The sequence below is a fragment of the Pseudoalteromonas sp. B160 genome (genome assembly GCF_037162485.1).
Taxonomy (GTDB): Bacteria; Pseudomonadota; Gammaproteobacteria; order Enterobacterales; family Alteromonadaceae; genus Pseudoalteromonas; species Pseudoalteromonas rhizosphaerae.
The window spans coordinates 1,319,097-1,336,079 of record NZ_JARLUX010000001.1 but is presented as its reverse complement, the minus strand read 5'-3'; the positions used below and the strand labels follow the sequence as shown (position 1 = coordinate 1,336,079).

Below are 16,983 nucleotides of genomic sequence, written 5' to 3'. Positions count from 1 at the left end.
GCTAGTATATATTGATTAAAAAATGAATAGTATTTTTTCATATAAAAATTATAACTTGTTTATTCTTAAAACAAAGGCCAAGTTGCGAACATGCTAAGTCAACTATTGAGTAAGTCTTCATCGATGATGGTAGGGATAGATATCGGTTCACATGCTATAAAAGCAGTGTTACTGAATGAAACGGACAGTGGCTATAGGCTCGAAGCGTTAGCAATTGAGCCAATGCCAAAAGGTACAATGGCTGAGCGCAATATTCAAGATATTGAGGCGATTGGTAATATCATTACTAAATTAAAGCGTAAGTTACCAAAGTCAATTCGTTCGGCAGCAGTTGCAGTATCGGGACAAACCGTCATTACGAAAGTAATTTTTATGGATGTTACGCTTTCAGATGCAGAGCTTGAGTCGCAAATAGAAATCGAAGCTGACAGCCTTATTCCTTATCCTTTAGATGAAGTTAGCCTAGACTTTGAAAAGCTCAGTACCAACGAAGCCGATCCTTCCAAAATGAATGTGTTGCTTTCAGCTGCGCGTACCGAAAGTGTTGAAGCTCGTGTTGGTGCATTAGAATCAGCTGGCTTAGTAGCAAAAGTAGTTGATGTAGAAAGCTATGCCCTGAGTCGCGCAATGGATGTGTATTATCAGCAATTACCAAGCGATGCATTTAATAAGTGTGTAGCAGTGGTCGATATTGGCGCGGTACTTATGTTGGTAAGTGTGGTACTTGGCGGTGAAACGATTTACACCCGAGACCAAGTATTTGGTGGCGATCAATACACTAACAGCATAGTAGCTTATTATAATAAAAGTTTTGATGAAGCTGAAATAGGTAAAACTACAGGCGATCTTCCGCCTAACTACACGTTTGAAGTATTGGCACCATTTCAAACCTCATTATTACAGCAAGTACGCCGCGCAGTGCAGATGTTTTTAACTACCAGTGGCAAAGATCAAATCGATTACATTGTGCTCACTGGTGGCACAGCGATGATTGATGGCCTCGATCGACTGCTAATCGAAGAACTAGGCATCCATACCATAGTGGCAGAGCCTTTTGAAAATATGGATATTTCCCATCATGTCGATCGCAATGTGTTACAGCGTCATCGTACTCAATTTGCAATAGCGACGGGTTTGGCATTAAGGAGTTTTTCATCATGCCACATATAAATCTACTGCCTTGGCGCGAACAGCAGCGCAAACAATCACAGAATAAGTTTGCCACTGTTTTGTTTTTTGTGGTGCTTGGCAGTTTTATCAGTATGTATTTACTCAGTAGTTATTACGGTAGTTTACGAGATGGTCAAAATATTAAAAATAATTACCTTTCAGCTGAAATTGGCCAATTAGATAAACGTATTAGTGAAATACGTGAATTAGACAAAAAGAAAGAAAACTTGCAGCAACGTATGCGCTTAATCGAAGAACTGCAAAGTAGTCGAAACTTGGGTACGCAAATTATGGATGAAGTTGCCAAAATTGTACCAACGGGGGTGTATCTAACTAAGTTAGAGCGTCGTGGTAGTGCAATTCATGTGGTTGGTCGTAGCGAATCAAATAATTACTTGTCAAATATGTTACGCCAAGTACAAAATTCCTATCTGCTCGAAAAGCCGATAATGCAAGGTATTATTGCTGGTGAAAAATCGTCTCGTTTATTGAGTGATTTTAATATGGAATTTTATGTAAAACCCTTTGATAAGATTGGAGAGGTTAAATAATGAACCTTGATATCAAAGCGTTAACAGAGATTGAATGGAACGAAATTGAGCTTGAAAACATTGGCGACTGGCCAATAGTTGTCAAGATTATTTGCTGCACTTTTGTAGCGGCCCTCGTATTGTTTTTCAGTTACAGCTTATTGGTTTCAGATGAAATAGATAGCTACCATAATGCGGTTAGTAAAGAAGTTGAGTTACGCAGTAACTACCGAGTGAAATACTCACTAGCGAGTAATCTAGAAATTTACCGTCAACAAATGGTTGAAATGGAAGAAAAGTTTTCTTTATTGCTAAAGCGCTTACCGACTTCAAACGAAACACCAGGCTTACTTGATGATTTATCTTATGTGGGCACGACCAGTGGCTTAACCTTTCTTAAAATTGGCTGGTTACCAGAAGTGGAAAAAGAGTTTTATACTGAGTTGCCGATTAAAATTGAAGTAATAGGTAGCTACCATGAGTTTGGTGATTTTGTTGGCAAAGTAGCGCAACTTCCTCGTATCGTAAGTTTGCATGACTTTTCAATTACTAGTTCAGATTCAGGCAAGCTGACATTTAGCGTGGTCGCCAAAACTTACCGCTACGAAGGCGGCGTGAAAAAAGTAGGGGCTAAAAAATGAAAAAATTAGCCTTGGTTTTACTCGGCGGTATTTTGGTGAGCGCATGTAACGATGATACCTCTGAGCAAAAAGAGTTTATTGATCAGGTAAAAGCCAGCACTACACCTAAAGTTGAGGCCATTCCAAAACTGATCCAATTTGAGCACTTTGAATACAATGCACAGCAACTACGTAGTCCTTTTGTTGCGCCGCAGCCAGAAATTATTCAAAATAACATGATCCAAGTTAAAAACTGTTTACATCCTGATCCTGATCGTACGCGTGAAGTTTTAGAGAAATATCCGTTGGATAATCTGGCAATGAAAGGCACACTGGGTTCTGGTGGCCAAACATGGGCATTAATTAAAGCTGCAGATGATACTTTGCACCGAGTGACTGTGGGTAATCATATTGGTTTATATCATGGTGTTGTACAAGATGTTAAAAGTGATTATATAGAATTGTTAGAATTAATACCCGACGGGTCTGGTTGTTGGAAAGAACGTCTTACGAAGCTTGAAATGTTAGAGGCGGGCTCCAATGGCACTAGTTAAAAATAAAAAAGGTAAAATTAAAATGCATAAGGGAGTATCTTGGAGTAATCGCATTCATCAGGCTTTGTTTGTTGTTATTGCCCTTTTTATCACGCAATCAGCAATGGCAACTCCGTTATTGTATGACATTCGTTATAGCCCATTAATAGCTGGAGAAACACAGTTACAGCTGGTATTTGATGAGGAGCTGAGTGAAGAACCAAAAGTTCAGGTATTTAATAACCCAGCCCGTATTGAAATGCGCTTTAATGCCACTGATGTTGAACAAGGTATAAGTGAAGTACAAATCAATCAAGGCGGTATTGAAAAAGTTAATAGTGTAGCTGCTGATGGTAACTTGATTGTCACTGTTCATTTAGAGCGTTTAAAAATTTACCAAACAACGGTTAATAATAATCTTGTTTCATTACACGTTTCCGATAATCCTATCACGTCACAAGAAGATGCTAATACCGCCAAAGAAGTGACTGGCAATTACATTAACTCAATCCAGTCTATTGATTTTCGTCGTGGTGAAAAAGGTGAAGCACGAGTATTAGTATTCTTGCAAGACACTCAAGCTGCGATTGATGTGCATGAAAGTGGCGGTAAAATTATTGCTGAATTTCATCATACCGATATTTTAGATGACTTATTATATGAGCTAGATGTGCTAGATTTTGGCACTGTGGTCAGCTCAATTGAGACATTTAAAGAAAATAATATGAGCAGGGTGGTAATAACTCCTAATGCAGCGTTTAAATTTACTTATCAGCAAATTGAAAATATCCTTACTCTTACAGTTGAAAAAGATGACTCGCAACGTTCATATTTAGAAGGTGGTAAAGAGTATCAAGGTCGGCCAATGACGCTAAACTTTCAAGACATCTCAGTGCGTGCCGTATTACAAATTATTGCCGGCTATAATGATTTCAACCTAGTAACCAGTGACTCAGTCAGTGGCAACATAACTCTGCGTTTAGATGGTGTGCCTTGGGATCAAGCTCTTGACGTGGTATTACGCGTTAAAGGTTTAGATAAGCGTATGGATGGCTCTATATTAATGGTTGCACCATCTGAAGAGCTTGCCGCCCGCGAAGCGAAAGATCTAAAAGCCAAACAACAAGTTGAAGATTTAGAGCCGCTTTATAGTGAATATATTCGTTTGAATTATGCTAAAGCGGAAGAGTTTGCTGATTTACTGAAAACCGACACTAACAGCATTATTAGTGCTCGCGGCAGTGTATCCGTTGATAAACGTACCAATACCTTGTTAATTAAAGACACCGTTAAAAGCATTGCAAGTGTTCGCCGTATGGTCGAAACTTTGGATATAGCGGTTAGACAAGTTATTATTGAGGCACGTATGGTTACTGTACGTGATAACGTAAAAGAAGACTTAGGAGTACGTTGGGGGTTTAGTGATCAACAAGGCACTGATGGTATTTCAGGTACCTTAGAAGGTGCTAATACGATTTCTAACGGCACCATTCCAAGTATTTCTGATCGCCTTAATGTAAACTTGCCTATCACAGGTGCCGCTGGCAGTATTGGTATGCACGTTGCTAAATTAGCAAATGGCACGTTACTTGATTTAGAGCTAACCGCGCTTGAAGAAGAAAACCGTGGTGAAATTATCGCAAGTCCGCGCATTACGACTGCCAACCAGAAAAAAGCACGTATTGAACAAGGTACCGAAATACCGTATGTTGAATCTGCTTCAAGTGGTGCTACAACTGTTAGCTTTAAAAAGGCAGTATTGAGTCTTGAGGTAACACCACACATCACCCCAGATAATAAAGTTATCTTGGATTTAATCATTACCCAAGATACCCGAGGTGATACGGTACAAACTGGAACTGGTCCTGCAGTTGCAATTGATACCCAAGAAATTCAAACCCAAGTACTGGTTGAGAATGGTCAAACCGTGGTACTTGGTGGTATATTCCAGCAGCAAATCATTAACTCAGTTAAAAAAGTACCATTATTAGGTGATATTCCTTACCTAGGAGTGCTGTTTAGAAGCACTAGTGAGTTCAATGAAAAGAAAGAATTGCTGATTTTCGTTACTCCGAAAATCCAAATAGAGTAATTTACACTGATTTATTCTTACACAATGGGCAATTATTGACTTTAATTGCTCGTTAATTGGCTTTTTGTTCTAATTGACTTGAAATACCCAATCAATTACTGAGATAATCCCCTCCTTAATTTTGGGGCCAGGTCGTTAGGCGGGGTTTTATTTCAAATTTTAGAGTTCGTTTGTACTAAAAGATATGGCTGAAAAACGTAATATATTTCTAGTTGGCCCTATGGGGGCTGGCAAAAGCACAATTGGTCGTCACATTGCAGATCAATTGCACCTTGAATTTGTCGATTCTGATCAAGAAATCGAACGCCGTACCGGTGCAGATATTGCCTGGGTGTTCGATCTTGAAGGTGAAGAAGGCTTTCGACTTCGTGAAGAATCTGTCATTGGCGATCTAACAGAAATGCAAGGTATTGTACTTGCAACTGGTGGTGGTTCTGTGATGAGTAAAGAAGTACGAAACAAGCTTTCGGCTCGTGGTATTGTTGTATACCTAGAGACACCTATCGAAAAGCAAGTTGCACGCACGCAGCGCGACAAGCGTCGCCCATTACTGCAAACAGAAGAAGCACCTCGTGATGTATTAGAGCGCTTAGCTGAAGAACGCGAACCGTTGTATAAAGAAGTAGCTGATTTTGTTGTACGCACTGATGAGCAAAGCGCTAAAGTTGTCGCTAATCAAATCATCGAGAAATTAGATTTTTAAATATCAATAAGAAAGGATACTAGCGATGCTTGAATTAACAGTTAATTTAGACGAGCGAAGTTATCCTATTTATATTGGTCAATCTGCTCTTCAACAGACTGACAGGCTGCATCATCATATTGGTGATTGTCGACCTATCATTATCACTAATGACACCATTGCACCTTTGTACTTAAGCGATGCAATGGCGTTATTAGCTGATTTAAATCCGCTAAGTTTTATTATTCCTGATGGTGAGCAATATAAATCACTGGAATGGTTTGAGAAAATTTCGGCTTTTTTGCTTGAAAATAATTGCGGCAGAGATACTTGCTTAATCGCCCTTGGTGGTGGTGTGGTCGGTGATCTGACTGGTTTTGTTGCGGCCTGCTATCAACGCGGAGTACCGTTTATTCAAGTACCCACTACCTTATTATCGCAAGTTGATTCATCAGTTGGCGGTAAAACGGCGGTTAACCATCCTTTGGGTAAAAACATGATTGGGGCTTTTTATCAGCCGCAAGCCGTGTTTATTGATACTCAATCATTGCATACACTTCCTGCTCGTGAATTTGCAGCCGGTATGGCTGAAGTTATTAAATATGGCTTAATTTACGATACAGAATTATTTACTTTTCTAGAAAACAACACCGCGCAATTACAGGCTTTGGATGAAGAAACCATTCAGCATGTGATTTTTCGTTGTTGTGAAATTAAAGCACTGATTGTCGCTCAGGATGAAAAAGAAGCAGGACTACGAGCGTTACTTAATTTAGGCCATACCTTTGCACATGCTATCGAAGCGCAAATGGGATACGGCCAATGGCTACATGGTGAAGCTGTTGCTACTGGCATGGTATTAGCAGCACAGCTAGCTCATACTCGTGGTGATTTAAGTGCACAAGAAGTTGCAAGGATCGTTACCTTAATAGCGCAATATAATTTGCCTAGTGAGATCCCTGATGTGATGACTGCTGAACATTTCCTTCATCATATGCGTAAAGATAAAAAGAATAAAAAAGGCACGATCCGTTTTATTCTTCCTACTCAGTTTGGTCAATGCGCGTTGGTTGATGATGTCTCAGATCAACAGGTCCGAGATTTAATAGGGCGCTAATGCAATCGCAAATCTTACCTAGCCGTGCGGCTTTGGTTGATCGGATTGCCCTACAGTTTGAATATGGGCAAAATTTAATTGTCTTACTGGGTCCTTCTGGACTTGGTAAAAGTTATCTTCTCGAAACCTTCATTACTGATAAATACAGTGATTTTAATAAGTCATTTGTGCAGCTAAGTGCGCGTATGAGTGATATGCAATTGATGAGTGAGTTACTGGAACAAAGCTTCCGCTCGCCGTTAATTGATCAAAACCTAAGCCTGTCAGAAAATTTCTACCAACTAGCTAAACAGCAAAACTGTGGTCCATGTTTATGGGTGTTAGATGGTGGACGGCATTTATCTGAAGAAATGGTCGAAGAGTTAACAGCGCTTACCAAGCATAGTCCTACTACTTTATATGTCTTACTGGCATCGCAATCAGTGGGGCAATTTAAAAGCGCTGTTGAAATTCATCTTGAAGCACTTTCAATAGCAGAAAGTAAACAGTTGATGAAGTGCTATTTTAATGATTTACCTTATGATGAAGACCCGGTATTTCAAACCTTTTTGCGCGAAGCACACGGTAATCCGAGTTTATTGTTAGCGTGGCAACCAACACAGCATACAGCTAAGGTTGTAGTCACTGATAAAGTATCTTGGCGAGTACATTTAATAACGCTGCTAGTGATTATTATGTTACTCATCATTGGCTTTTTATATAAATCTGATATGACCCGTTGGTGGTATGATTTTTATCAGCCACAACCTGAAACTCCAGTGGCGACGGCAATCGCAGTCGATACTTTAAAGCAAGCTGTAACAGAACCAGCGGTGACAATAGATTCCTCACAAGTAGAAGCTGCAGATGCTCAATCAGCTGATCAACAAGCTCAACCAGAGCAAGACAAGCCGCTTATTGATAATCCTACTCAGGAAAATAATGTTGCGGCAATACTCGATAGTTTAGCGCCAGTTGCAGAGCCTGTTGATATCACGACTAGCTTGGCTGAAGAACCCACTGTGGTAGAGCCTGTTCCTCAAGCGCAGCAAATTATGCCAGCAGATAATGCTTGGTATCTACAACAGCCGGATAGTAAGGTCGTGATCCAGTTACTAGCGGTAACTCAGCAAACAATCGCCGAGCAGTTTGTTGCTAAACAGTCGCTGCAAGTACTTGGTAAAGTCTATCAAACACGCCGCAACGATAAAATTTGGTGGGTGGTAACCTATGGCAGCTTTGATAACTTAAATGCTGCTCGCGAAGTGCTAGCAAGCCTACCTGAAGCGGTGCGTAAAAATCAGCCGTTTTATAAAAAAATCAGTAAAATAAAACAAGAAATCGCGTTACTAGATCAGTAAATTTACACTGTTTAGTGTAAAATCGCGGCACACCAGTTTGAAGTAAAGAGCCGATGCAGAAAAAGACCAGAGCCTTCCTTAAATGGGCTGGCGGAAAATACAGCTTAGTTGAAGATATTAGCGCGCGCTTAAATGAAGCGAGCAAACACGCTGATACCTTAGTTGAACCGTTTGTTGGTGCTGGCTCGGTATTTTTAAACACAGATTTTAAAGATTATATTCTTAATGATATTAATGCTGATCTCATTAACTTGTATAACGAATTAAAAAACTCTCCAGATGAATTCATCAGCGATGCTAAAAAGCTGTTTGTTGATTTAAACAACCAGCCTGACGCATATTATGATTATCGCGTACAGTTTAATCAAAGTAATGACATTTACGAGCGAGCGATCTTATTTTTATATATGAATCGCCACGGCTACAACGGTTTATGCCGCTATAACCTGAAAGGAATTTTTAATGTTCCGTTCGGTAAGTATAAACGTCCGTATTTTCCTGAAAAAGAAATGTACTTTTTTGCCGAAAAAGCGCAACAAGCCACGTTTACTTGTTTAGGTTATGACGATGTATTTAAATTAGTACCCGATAACGCAGTGATCTATTGCGATCCACCTTATGTTCCTTTGAGTAAAACGGCGTCGTTTACCTCTTATGCTAAGGGTGGCTTTAATTTAGATGATCAGGCGAATCTAGCTAATTTAGCTGAGCAAGCGGCATTTGAAAACAAAACACCGGTATTGATCTCGAATCATGACACTGTATGGACACGTAAAATATATAGCCAAGCAACGTTAGCTGAAATTCAAGTTAAGCGGACGATTAGTCCAAAAGGTGGTTCGCGCAATAAAGTCAATGAGTTGATGGCTATGTACTTAGCACCCATGTCACCACGCCATAGATAGCGGTTACAAAAAATATAAATAAAATAATAGCGATGATAATAATACTGGTAGGCGAGTGTTGTTTAAAGTCAGCGTGACGCTTGTGCTCAGATTGCACACCAAAAAATGCCGCAACAACACTTTGTATAGCGCTGATCAGTTGCCGCACTTTACTAGAACCTAGGACTAAGTGAACGTGCTTTTTGTGGTTCGTCTGAGCTGGTTAATAATTCAAGTAAATCTAAATAATGAAATTGTGCACTGCGACTATCACCAGTGATCCATGACATCCAACTTGATTCTTGTTCGACCTTCATACATTGCACTGCATTATTAATTTTTAAATGGCCTGAGCTACATTCGCAATCGTTAGCTGCGATAAGTGTATTATCACTTTTTGAAAAATAGCTTAGTGTACCGATAGTTATAGCAGCCGCAGTTAAGATCCCGATTTTAAAAGCACGCATTTTACTAAGTCCATAATAGTGTTACTCACTAGAGCATACATAAAAAATGCTCAAATAACAAACTTAATTTATCCTTAACAAATATAAAAAATTAATAAAATTAAAAGGTTAAGGTAAAAATAATGTTTATATTTAGCTGTTTAAAATATAACCGTTGCAAAACTTCAAATAGAGTTAAAGCTTTAATTAGCTGGGATTCTTGGGGAATAGCTTGATTTAGGTTACATTATGGCAATTATCGGCCCTGCTATTTTGCGCATTTTTAATATCACTAAGGATTGTTTATGTTAGAAACACTACAAAAGTACCTTATCGCCCCGTCTATTTTATCTGCTGATTTTGCCCGTTTGGGCGAAGATGTTGAGCGTGTTTTAGCTTCTGGTGCAGATGTAGTTCATTTTGATGTGATGGATAATCACTATGTGCCAAACTTAACAATTGGGCCTATGGTGTGCAAAGCGCTGCGTGATTATGGTATTACGGCGCCTATTGATGTGCATTTAATGGTTAAACCGGTCGATAGTTTAATACCGCAATTTGCTGATGCTGGTGCTTCAATCATTACTTTTCATCCTGAAGCGAGTGAACATATTGATCGCACTTTGCAGCTGATCAAAGATCATGGTTGCCAAGCTGGTTTAGTCTTTAACCCTGCGACGAGTTTAAGCTATTTAGAACATGTAATTGATAAGCTTGATGTGATTTTATTAATGTCGGTTAATCCAGGTTTTGGCGGTCAAAGTTTTATTCCTAATACTTTGGAAAAACTACGCCAAGCACGGAAAATAATTGATGATTCAGGTCGTGCTATTCGTTTAGAAGTAGATGGTGGTATTAAAGTCGATAATATTGCGGCGGCGGCTCAAGCCGGAGCTGACATGTTTGTTGCCGGCTCTGCTATTTTTAATCAGCCAGATTACCAACAAGTAATTGAACAAATGCGTGCCCAGTTAGAGGGTGTAAAATAATGAAGTATGAAGCCGCTTTATTTGATCTTGATGGTACTTTAGTTGATAGTGTTTATGATTTATATATAGCGATGAATCTGACTTTATCTGATTTAGCTTTTCCAATTGTAAGTCAGGGGTTGGTACAAAGCTGGGTTGGTAACGGCATTGAAATGCTGGTTAAGCGAGGCCTCAGTGGCGACATGAAAGTCAGTGAACACCTAGATCCAGCATTAGCAGATAAAGCAATTGCGCTTTTTTATGGTCATTATGAGCAACAAGTAGGTGAATACAGTGTGCTTTATCAACACGTAGAAACAGGCCTTGCGGCGTTACGTGGTATACCAAAAGCGTTGATCACTAACAAAGCCCGCTGCTTTACTGAAAAGCTACTTGATAAGCTCGCTTTAAGCAGTCATTTTGAGGTGATAGTGTGTGGTGATGACATGGCCAAAAAGCCTTCACCAGAGCCTCTTTTATTTGCTTGTCAGCAATTAAATGTACCAGTGAGTCAAGCAATTATGATTGGTGACTCAAAAAGTGATATCTTAGCGGCGCAAGCGGCACATATAGACGTACTTGCCGTTAATTATGGTTATAACCAAGGTGAAAATCTTGTTGATTTGAATCCACAGTACCTCTGTGAGAATTTCTTAGATATAATACCTGTTCTTACCCAGCGTTAAGCGATTTTTTAATTTTAGCATTTTTTATTTTTGTAATATAAAGGAACATCATGAGTAAACCAGTAGTGTTAAGTGGCATGCAGCCAACCGGTGGAATGACAATAGGCAACTATGTTGGCGCTATTAACCAGTGGGTAAAGCTACAGGAAGAGTATGATAGTCACTTTATGTTAGCTGATTTGCACGCGATTACGTTACGCCAAGATCCAGAGCTTTTAAAAACCCGTGTATTAGATGGTATAGCTTTGTATGTTGCATGTGGTATTGATCCAGATAAAGCTGCTTTATTTGTGCAGTCGCAAGTGCCTGAACATGCACAGCTAGGTTGGGTACTAAACTGTTATGCGCAAATGGGTGAGCTTAACCGCATGACCCAGTTTAAAGATAAGTCAGCAAAGAACACCAGCAACGTAAACGTTGGTTTGTTTGCTTATCCGGTATTACAAGCAGCTGATATTTTACTTTATCAAGCGGCGCAAGTACCAGTAGGTGATGATCAAAAGCAGCACCTTGAACTAACACGCGATATCGCAACGCGCTTTAATAACTTATATGGTGAAGTTTTCACGATCCCAGAACCTTACATTCCAGAGTTTGGTGCGCGAGTAATGAGCCTGCAAGATCCACTGAAAAAAATGTCTAAATCAGATGAAAACCCAAATGGTTTTATCATGATGTTAGACGAACCAAAAAAGATCGAGAAAAAGCTTAAAAAAGCAGTAACCGATTCAGACGAGCAAGCGCGTATTTATTTTGATCGCACTGAAAAACCAGGTGTATCAAACTTACTAACACTTATGTCTGTTGCAACCAAGCGCTCAATTGAAGAGTTAGTGCCTGAATACGAAGATAAAATGTATGGCCATCTGAAAAAAGACACCGCTGACGCAGTAGTAAGCATGATCGAGCCAATCCAAGCGCGCTTTAAGGAGATCCGTGAAGATCAAGCATTGCTCAACAACATCATGAAAACCGGTGCTGAAAAAGCCAGCGCACGTGCAGAAGTGACCTTAAAGTCTGTTTACAACGCGTTAGGATTTATTCCACGTCCGTAAAAGGTTGCTTGTCCGCTTAAATAAAAAATGCCGCTTAAATAGCGGCATTTTTTATAGAATACTAATTAATATTAAAGATCCAAATATAAACAGTAATGACATAGCTTGCTTGTCTGTTTTATCCATTACTCAGTCCTTTTGCTTGTCATTTCAGTGCTATCGTCAATATTAACCAAAGAAACGGTGTAACCTTTATTTTCAAGTAATGTAAGTAAGCTATCTTTGCCTGCAAGGTGTGCAACTCCAACAAGTACAAATTCACTTTTATCGTTATTAAACATCTCTTCTACTTTAGCTAACCAAGCATTATTTCTATCTGTTATTAACTGCTGATAAGTATGCGGATCATTTTTTTGCATTGTTTCAATAGCCACTTTATTCAGTGTGTCTGTATCACCTTGACGCCATGCAGATACCAGCTCTTTAAACATTACACCGTAATTATTTAACTCGGCTAAATTATTTTTAATAAAATTATTTTCGTTGTTCTGTCCCATTGTTTTGAAAAGCTCTAACTGAAACTCCATAGTTTCCAGATAGTTCTTTGTTTTATTATCTATCGTCGCTTTTTTGGTAAAGTACGCATCAACGCCTTCACCCATTAAGTTTTGTTTTTGCAACTCCATCGACATTAAAACAATACTTACCATAGCAGGGCGAAAACCATCTAACTTGGTTAGGTTAGCGCCAAATTCAGTAAGTTTATTTTCCAATAAAAGCTTTACTTGCGGGTTTAACTTTTGGCTTAACGTTTCGTTATTAGCATATGATAGCGCTGCTAACATTTGCATTTGTGCGTTCGCATCTGATGGGTCTGGAATTGGCGCTTCTAAAACAATAGTATCTGCTTGCTTATAAGCGTGATTAAACTCTGCAGGAAGCGGCATTTCTGATTTAGGTAAAATATGTACCGTACCACCAATAAATAACGAGTCACTGCCTTTGTTAACCTGCCACACAGAGCTTTGTGCTTGTGCTGTTGTTGCTATTAGGCTACTACTAAGTAAAACACTTGCTGATACTATTTTTTTGGTAAATGTGTTCATAGCAATTCCTTAATTTAAGCTGTTTAAAGTTTTTATTACTTAGTCAAAACAGAAGTTATGTAGGCTGTAATTGATGACGTTACTCGTGAAAGGTTCTTATCAATTTGTGAGTTAATTTTATTTATGGATGAGTCAAAATCAGCAGCTATTTTCTCATCTATGGTAGAGAGTAAGGTTTGAGTATTTATGTTGCTTGTTGTAACCGCATCAGAGGAAGTTGTTTGCTTATTGAGTGGTTGAGCATTCGTTATTGTTTCGCCAATCATGCACTGTGCTGATTTTGATTGAATCGCCTGCGTTTTACTTTCAGCAGCGATAACGAATGCAGTATTAAATGCAGTTGCTAATAGTAGAGCGGGTAGTACTTTTTTAATTGCGTTATTCATAATCAAACCTTTTATGTTTTTTAAGCGCTGCCAAATTAGTATGCAAAACGATTTTGGCTAAGCGGCTTGTTGATGACGTTTTAAAGAATATCGGTGAATTTTCATAGAGTCGCTTATCTAGTTGTGAGCAATTAATGTATAAGGTTTTTACTTTGTTTTATTCTTTAAAATCAATATTTTGATGTTAAACCTTATCTGCTAATATAAGGTTTATAAATACAGTTACTATAAAACAGAATGTACATGTGGTAGGGTTTGGCAAAATAAAAAATACTTAAAGACTATGAATTATCAAATCGGACCTTGGCAATTTATTAGTAATCGCTGTGTGATTACTTCAAATAGTATAGAAAGGGAGTTAGATCCTCTATTAGTAAAGTTAGTACTTCATTTTATAAATAAGCCTCAACAAATCGTATCTCGTCAAGAGCTCATAGAGAGTGTATGGCAGCAAAAATTTGTAGATGATAATGCAATTAACCGTGCTATCTCAGAGCTGAGAAAGCAGCTAGCGCATCCGATTGAAAAAGCTCCTCTTTTAAAAACACATTATCGTAAAGGTTACAGTTTAACGGTTATACCTGAGCGTTTAACACAAGAGCTTGAACTTGATAAAACTCAACAACCTGCAAGTATCATATCGGTTGCTGTTGAAAAAGGTGATGATATTTCGACGATAAAGCCCAATCAAGCTATTCAAAAAAAGAGCACTCAAAAGCCCCTTATTTTTGCTTTAGCCGGTATTGTTTGCTTGTGCTTTTTAGCATGGTTCAGTTTAGTATTTATTAGCAAGCCAGAGGGAGAGTCTATTAAACAGGTAACGATAAAAAAGGTAGCAAGTACGTGGAACTTAGGAAGTGAAGTACACCCCGAACTATCCTCAGATCGGAAATATTTAGCCTATACCAATATTGAGCCAGAAACAGATATTAATCATGCATTTGTTAAGCGTCTTTCCGATCAAAGAGAGGTTGAACTCACTTATCCTGGTTTTCAGGTGTCCGTTTTATCGTGGCAGTTAAACCAGCCTTATGTGTTATTACAGGCTACAAACCTAAAGCAACAGCTTTGTGAAATGGTATTAGTTGATCTGAGTGAATTTCCGATTGTTGGGGAAACAAAGTTAATTAAAAAATGCGATCTTAGATACACTGGCTATGCACAAGTAGACGAAAATGGGGAACATATTTATTACACCGAGTATAAGAATGAACAAGATGGGTCTGGTTTATATCAATTTGACTTAGAATCGCAAAAGGAGTCAATTATCATCCCACCGCCAGGTATAATGTATGGCATCAGCATGCCTCGTTTATCTCATTCTGGTAATAAGTTAGCGTATATACTCAATCAAAAAGGTCAGCCATTCTCTGTATTTACTTATAACTTTGAAACTCGTGAGACTAAGCGTTTATTTCAAGCACAGAAAAATACCATTAGCTTTGCTTTTGACTGGCTTTTAAATGATAAAGGCGTGATTGTTTCTGAAGGATCACAGCTCACAACCGTTTTATTTGATGAAAAGAGTATTCTTAAAAATACAGTGCAAGTTACGCCTGAAATATCGCCCTATTACATAGCGGTTCAATCAGCTAATAGCCTATTTTATTCTGCAAATAAAACGCAAACTTACTCATTAACCAAAGTTACCGGTTTATTTAGTGATACTCCTAAATATGAAGCACTCTATAAAAGTGAAAAAGATGATTACAACATTGTTGAAGTCGTTAACAAAGAGGGGCCTGCACAGGTTTTTGTATCAGAACGCTCTGGTAGTAGTCAGTTATGGCTATCTCAAAATGGACTGATAAAGCAGCTTAGTCATTTTACCCACGATGGCTCATCTACGTTTGCAATGGGAGGATTGAGTGTATCTCCTAATCAGCAGCGTATTTTGTTGAGAATAAATAAAAGCATTGCATTTTATGATGTTATAGCTGAAAAGCTCTACTCAATAGCAGAGTTTAAAGGGCGTAAAATAGTAAGCTATGTATGGTCAAAAAATAATGAAGGTATCCTTTATATTGAACAAGGTGATTCAAAAAATATACTTGCCAAACTTAATTTATTAACTCGCGACACCACATTATTAGACGATATTAAACCCAATAAACTAATTTCAGATAGCGATGGTAGTAGTTACGTAATTACCAATAATAAGTTAATTCGACTATCTGATAGGCAAAGTTGGGAGTTATCTAAAGATGCTAGTAAAGCGATTGGCTATGCTATTCGGGGTAACTATTTATATTATTCAGATGCGATTTCAAGAGTTGCTCGACTTAACTTACAAGATAACACCATACAAGATATGCATATGGACTTTCGACCAATTGCTTTTTTTATAAGCGGTGATGACGAAATTTTATTTACGGGCTCAAAATACAAAGACATGCAAATAATGCAAATTAGTTGGAATGAGTAGTTAAGATAACTATGCAAAAAAAGTAAAACATTATCTGCAAAACAACTAACAATGGAGCGGGCAAGAATCATAGCATCAACCACTATTACTCTATATTCAATAATATAAAGGATGTTTTTTATGATTCACGCAAGAAAACCTTATCGATTTAGTACCCACAACCGGTTAGTGTCAGGTGAGCGTTTTTGTCCGTGGTGTTGAATTCTGGCTGCGCCGTTATATTTCGGGCGCAGCAAATAACTAAAGGCGTTACTTTTTATCTAATTGATCCGTTAATTTATTGTCAATCTGTTTTTGAATTTCTCGCATTGATTTTTCTAGCTTTACGTTTAGCTTAGTGTTTAGTGAGTTTTCAAACCGAAGCTCTTTTTGCTGTGGATTTTGCATCACGACTTTAGAAATATGGACGCTGCTTAACTGTTGCATAATAAGTTCAGGGTTACCAGCAGCCATGGCTGAAGATGAACAGAATGTTGCTATGATCAGAATTACAGGTAATGCTTTTTTGATTAATTTTTTCATAATAAAACCCTTTTTAATTGTAAAGTGAGTCAGCAAGTGAACGTCTGCTAATATGTTTAACTGGCTGGTTTACTGTTGACGGTGAAAAGAATAGCTCTAAATTTTTTGTAAGTCGCTTATCTACTTATAAGGGATTTATAAATAACATTCTGAGTATTTTTAATATTATAAAACATGTCGTTACCTTTAAATCTTATATTCATATATAAGATTTAAAGGTAACGTTATATTGAAACTCTTGACGGTGTTAGGGTTTAAGAATATTAAAAGTCCAGAATCCAATATGAATTATCAAATCGGACCTTGGCAATTTATTGAACACCGCTATTGTTGTTAAAGCTGGCAGTATTGAGCGAGAATAAGACCCGTTAAGTAATTATTGCTCGTCAATAATTAAGTAAGTATATAAGCAAGTGTAATTCCACCGAAAAATAATAGAAGCCAAACGTAGAATTTTATCTTATTGTAAATAAAGGATAAA

The 16,983-nt window shown here is 38.1% G+C and carries 18 protein-coding genes; 13 read left to right on the top strand and 5 right to left on the bottom strand.

The window, feature by feature from the left end; all coding sequences use genetic code 11:
• Nucleotides 1-90 precede the first annotated feature (90 nt).
• The 9 genes from P4S61_RS06220 to P4S61_RS06180 all read left to right on the top strand — a co-directional run bounded on the left by P4S61_RS06220 (nucleotide 91) and on the right by P4S61_RS06180 (nucleotide 8,989).
• A complete protein-coding gene (locus tag P4S61_RS06220; RefSeq protein ID WP_337117963.1) occupies nucleotides 91-1,170 on the top strand; it encodes a pilus assembly protein PilM in 1,080 nt (359 codons plus the stop codon).
• Nucleotides 1,158-1,721, top strand: a complete 564-nt coding sequence (locus tag P4S61_RS06215) for a PilN domain-containing protein (protein ID WP_145238523.1) — start codon at nucleotides 1,158-1,160, stop codon at nucleotides 1,719-1,721. Before P4S61_RS06220 ends, P4S61_RS06215 begins: the two co-directional genes overlap by 13 nt.
• Entirely contained in the window at nucleotides 1,721-2,341 is a 621-nt protein-coding gene (locus tag P4S61_RS06210) for a type 4a pilus biogenesis protein PilO (protein ID WP_182735072.1), read from the top strand. The genes P4S61_RS06215 and P4S61_RS06210 overlap by 1 nt, the downstream gene beginning before the upstream one ends.
• Complete coding sequence (locus P4S61_RS06205; RefSeq protein WP_182731697.1) at nucleotides 2,338-2,874, top strand: pilus assembly protein PilP; 537 nt, start codon at nucleotides 2,338-2,340, stop codon at nucleotides 2,872-2,874. Before P4S61_RS06210 ends, P4S61_RS06205 begins: the two co-directional genes overlap by 4 nt.
• A complete protein-coding gene (locus tag P4S61_RS06200) occupies nucleotides 2,861-4,945 on the top strand; it encodes a type IV pilus secretin PilQ (protein ID WP_182731698.1) in 2,085 nt (694 codons plus the stop codon). The genes P4S61_RS06205 and P4S61_RS06200 overlap by 14 nt, the downstream gene beginning before the upstream one ends.
• A 184-nt stretch (nucleotides 4,946-5,129) precedes the next feature.
• The gene (gene aroK, locus P4S61_RS06195; RefSeq protein WP_008466255.1) at nucleotides 5,130-5,648 is read left to right on the top strand and encodes a shikimate kinase AroK; all 519 of its coding nucleotides are present in this window, start codon (nucleotides 5,130-5,132) and stop codon (nucleotides 5,646-5,648) included.
• Nucleotides 5,649-5,673: 25 nt separating this feature from the next.
• A complete protein-coding gene (gene aroB / locus P4S61_RS06190) occupies nucleotides 5,674-6,744 on the top strand; it encodes a 3-dehydroquinate synthase (protein WP_182735074.1) in 1,071 nt (356 codons plus the stop codon).
• Nucleotides 6,744-8,084: an AAA family ATPase gene (locus tag P4S61_RS06185; protein ID WP_182735075.1), complete on the top strand. Its 1,341-nt coding sequence runs from the start codon at nucleotides 6,744-6,746 to the stop codon at nucleotides 8,082-8,084. The genes aroB and P4S61_RS06185 overlap by 1 nt, the downstream gene beginning before the upstream one ends.
• A gap of 53 nt (nucleotides 8,085-8,137) precedes the next feature.
• Complete coding sequence (locus tag P4S61_RS06180) at nucleotides 8,138-8,989, top strand: Dam family site-specific DNA-(adenine-N6)-methyltransferase (RefSeq protein WP_337117962.1); 852 nt, start codon at nucleotides 8,138-8,140, stop codon at nucleotides 8,987-8,989.
• Here the strand turns inward: P4S61_RS06180 and P4S61_RS06175 are convergent.
• Nucleotides 8,952-9,086: a DUF2970 domain-containing protein gene (locus tag P4S61_RS06175; RefSeq protein WP_257326428.1), complete on the bottom strand. Its 135-nt coding sequence runs from the start codon at nucleotides 9,084-9,086 to the stop codon at nucleotides 8,952-8,954. The two genes, P4S61_RS06180 and P4S61_RS06175, sit on opposite strands and share 38 nt — an antisense overlap.
• A 55-nt stretch (nucleotides 9,087-9,141) precedes the next feature.
• The gene (locus tag P4S61_RS06170; protein WP_145238548.1) at nucleotides 9,142-9,435 is read right to left on the bottom strand and encodes a hypothetical protein; all 294 of its coding nucleotides are present in this window, start codon (nucleotides 9,433-9,435) and stop codon (nucleotides 9,142-9,144) included.
• Between the two features lie 284 nt (nucleotides 9,436-9,719).
• Between P4S61_RS06170 and rpe the strand changes: the two genes are divergently transcribed.
• The 3 genes from rpe to trpS are packed head-to-tail and all read left to right on the top strand — an operon-like array spanning nucleotide 9,720 to nucleotide 12,123.
• Nucleotides 9,720-10,403: a ribulose-phosphate 3-epimerase gene (gene rpe, locus P4S61_RS06165; protein WP_145238551.1), complete on the top strand. Its 684-nt coding sequence runs from the start codon at nucleotides 9,720-9,722 to the stop codon at nucleotides 10,401-10,403.
• Nucleotides 10,403-11,068, top strand: coding sequence for an HAD-IA family hydrolase (locus P4S61_RS06160; protein ID WP_337117961.1), 666 nt, complete (start codon nucleotides 10,403-10,405; stop codon nucleotides 11,066-11,068). The genes rpe and P4S61_RS06160 overlap by 1 nt, the downstream gene beginning before the upstream one ends.
• A gap of 50 nt (nucleotides 11,069-11,118) precedes the next feature.
• Nucleotides 11,119-12,123 carry a tryptophan--tRNA ligase gene (gene trpS, locus P4S61_RS06155; protein ID WP_182735078.1) on the top strand — a complete coding sequence of 335 codons (1,005 nt, stop codon included), beginning with the start codon at nucleotides 11,119-11,121 and terminating at the stop codon, nucleotides 12,121-12,123.
• 125 nt (nucleotides 12,124-12,248) lie between these two features.
• Here the strand turns inward: trpS and P4S61_RS06150 are convergent, their stop codons facing one another.
• Nucleotides 12,249-13,169 carry a TraB/GumN family protein gene (locus P4S61_RS06150; protein WP_182757926.1) on the bottom strand — a complete coding sequence of 307 codons (921 nt, stop codon included), beginning with the start codon at nucleotides 13,167-13,169 and terminating at the stop codon, nucleotides 12,249-12,251.
• A gap of 35 nt (nucleotides 13,170-13,204) precedes the next feature.
• Nucleotides 13,205-13,555, bottom strand: a complete 351-nt coding sequence (locus P4S61_RS06145) for a hypothetical protein (RefSeq protein WP_182819878.1) — start codon at nucleotides 13,553-13,555, stop codon at nucleotides 13,205-13,207.
• Nucleotides 13,556-13,838: 283 nt separating this feature from the next.
• Here P4S61_RS06145 and P4S61_RS06140 point away from each other — a divergent pair, with 283 nt between their 5' ends.
• Nucleotides 13,839-15,980 carry a winged helix-turn-helix domain-containing protein gene (locus tag P4S61_RS06140; protein WP_182759958.1) on the top strand — a complete coding sequence of 714 codons (2,142 nt, stop codon included), beginning with the start codon at nucleotides 13,839-13,841 and terminating at the stop codon, nucleotides 15,978-15,980.
• 249 nt (nucleotides 15,981-16,229) lie between these two features.
• On the opposite strand, the gene P4S61_RS06135 is transcribed toward P4S61_RS06140, so the two are convergent.
• Nucleotides 16,230-16,502, bottom strand: coding sequence for a hypothetical protein (locus tag P4S61_RS06135; protein ID WP_182759957.1), 273 nt, complete (start codon nucleotides 16,500-16,502; stop codon nucleotides 16,230-16,232).
• Nucleotides 16,503-16,983 lie beyond the last annotated feature (481 nt).

Excerpts from the sequence above, each read along its gene's own strand:
- P4S61_RS06215 (WP_145238523.1), top strand. The coding sequence starts at position 1,158 with ATGCCACATATAAATCTACTGCCTTGGCGCGAACAGCAGCGCAAACAA.
- P4S61_RS06180 (WP_337117962.1), top strand. The coding sequence starts at position 8,138 with ATGCAGAAAAAGACCAGAGCCTTCCTTAAATGGGCTGGCGGAAAATAC.
- P4S61_RS06170 (WP_145238548.1), bottom strand. The coding sequence starts at position 9,435 with ATGCGTGCTTTTAAAATCGGGATCTTAACTGCGGCTGCTATAACTATC.
- aroK (WP_008466255.1), top strand. The coding sequence starts at position 5,130 with ATGGCTGAAAAACGTAATATATTTCTAGTTGGCCCTATGGGGGCTGGC.
- trpS (WP_182735078.1), top strand. The coding sequence starts at position 11,119 with ATGAGTAAACCAGTAGTGTTAAGTGGCATGCAGCCAACCGGTGGAATG.
- aroB (WP_182735074.1), top strand. The coding sequence starts at position 5,674 with ATGCTTGAATTAACAGTTAATTTAGACGAGCGAAGTTATCCTATTTAT.
- P4S61_RS06135 (WP_182759957.1), bottom strand. The coding sequence starts at position 16,502 with ATGAAAAAATTAATCAAAAAAGCATTACCTGTAATTCTGATCATAGCA.
- P4S61_RS06145 (WP_182819878.1), bottom strand. The coding sequence starts at position 13,555 with ATGAATAACGCAATTAAAAAAGTACTACCCGCTCTACTATTAGCAACT.
- P4S61_RS06160 (WP_337117961.1), top strand. The coding sequence starts at position 10,403 with ATGAAGTATGAAGCCGCTTTATTTGATCTTGATGGTACTTTAGTTGAT.
- P4S61_RS06185 (WP_182735075.1), top strand. The coding sequence starts at position 6,744 with ATGCAATCGCAAATCTTACCTAGCCGTGCGGCTTTGGTTGATCGGATT.
- P4S61_RS06140 (WP_182759958.1), top strand. The coding sequence starts at position 13,839 with ATGAATTATCAAATCGGACCTTGGCAATTTATTAGTAATCGCTGTGTG.
- rpe (WP_145238551.1), top strand. The coding sequence starts at position 9,720 with ATGTTAGAAACACTACAAAAGTACCTTATCGCCCCGTCTATTTTATCT.
- P4S61_RS06220 (WP_337117963.1), top strand. The coding sequence starts at position 91 with ATGCTAAGTCAACTATTGAGTAAGTCTTCATCGATGATGGTAGGGATA.
- P4S61_RS06150 (WP_182757926.1), bottom strand. The coding sequence starts at position 13,169 with ATGAACACATTTACCAAAAAAATAGTATCAGCAAGTGTTTTACTTAGT.
- P4S61_RS06205 (WP_182731697.1), top strand. The coding sequence starts at position 2,338 with ATGAAAAAATTAGCCTTGGTTTTACTCGGCGGTATTTTGGTGAGCGCA.
- P4S61_RS06200 (WP_182731698.1), top strand. The coding sequence starts at position 2,861 with ATGGCACTAGTTAAAAATAAAAAAGGTAAAATTAAAATGCATAAGGGA.
- P4S61_RS06210 (WP_182735072.1), top strand. The coding sequence starts at position 1,721 with ATGAACCTTGATATCAAAGCGTTAACAGAGATTGAATGGAACGAAATT.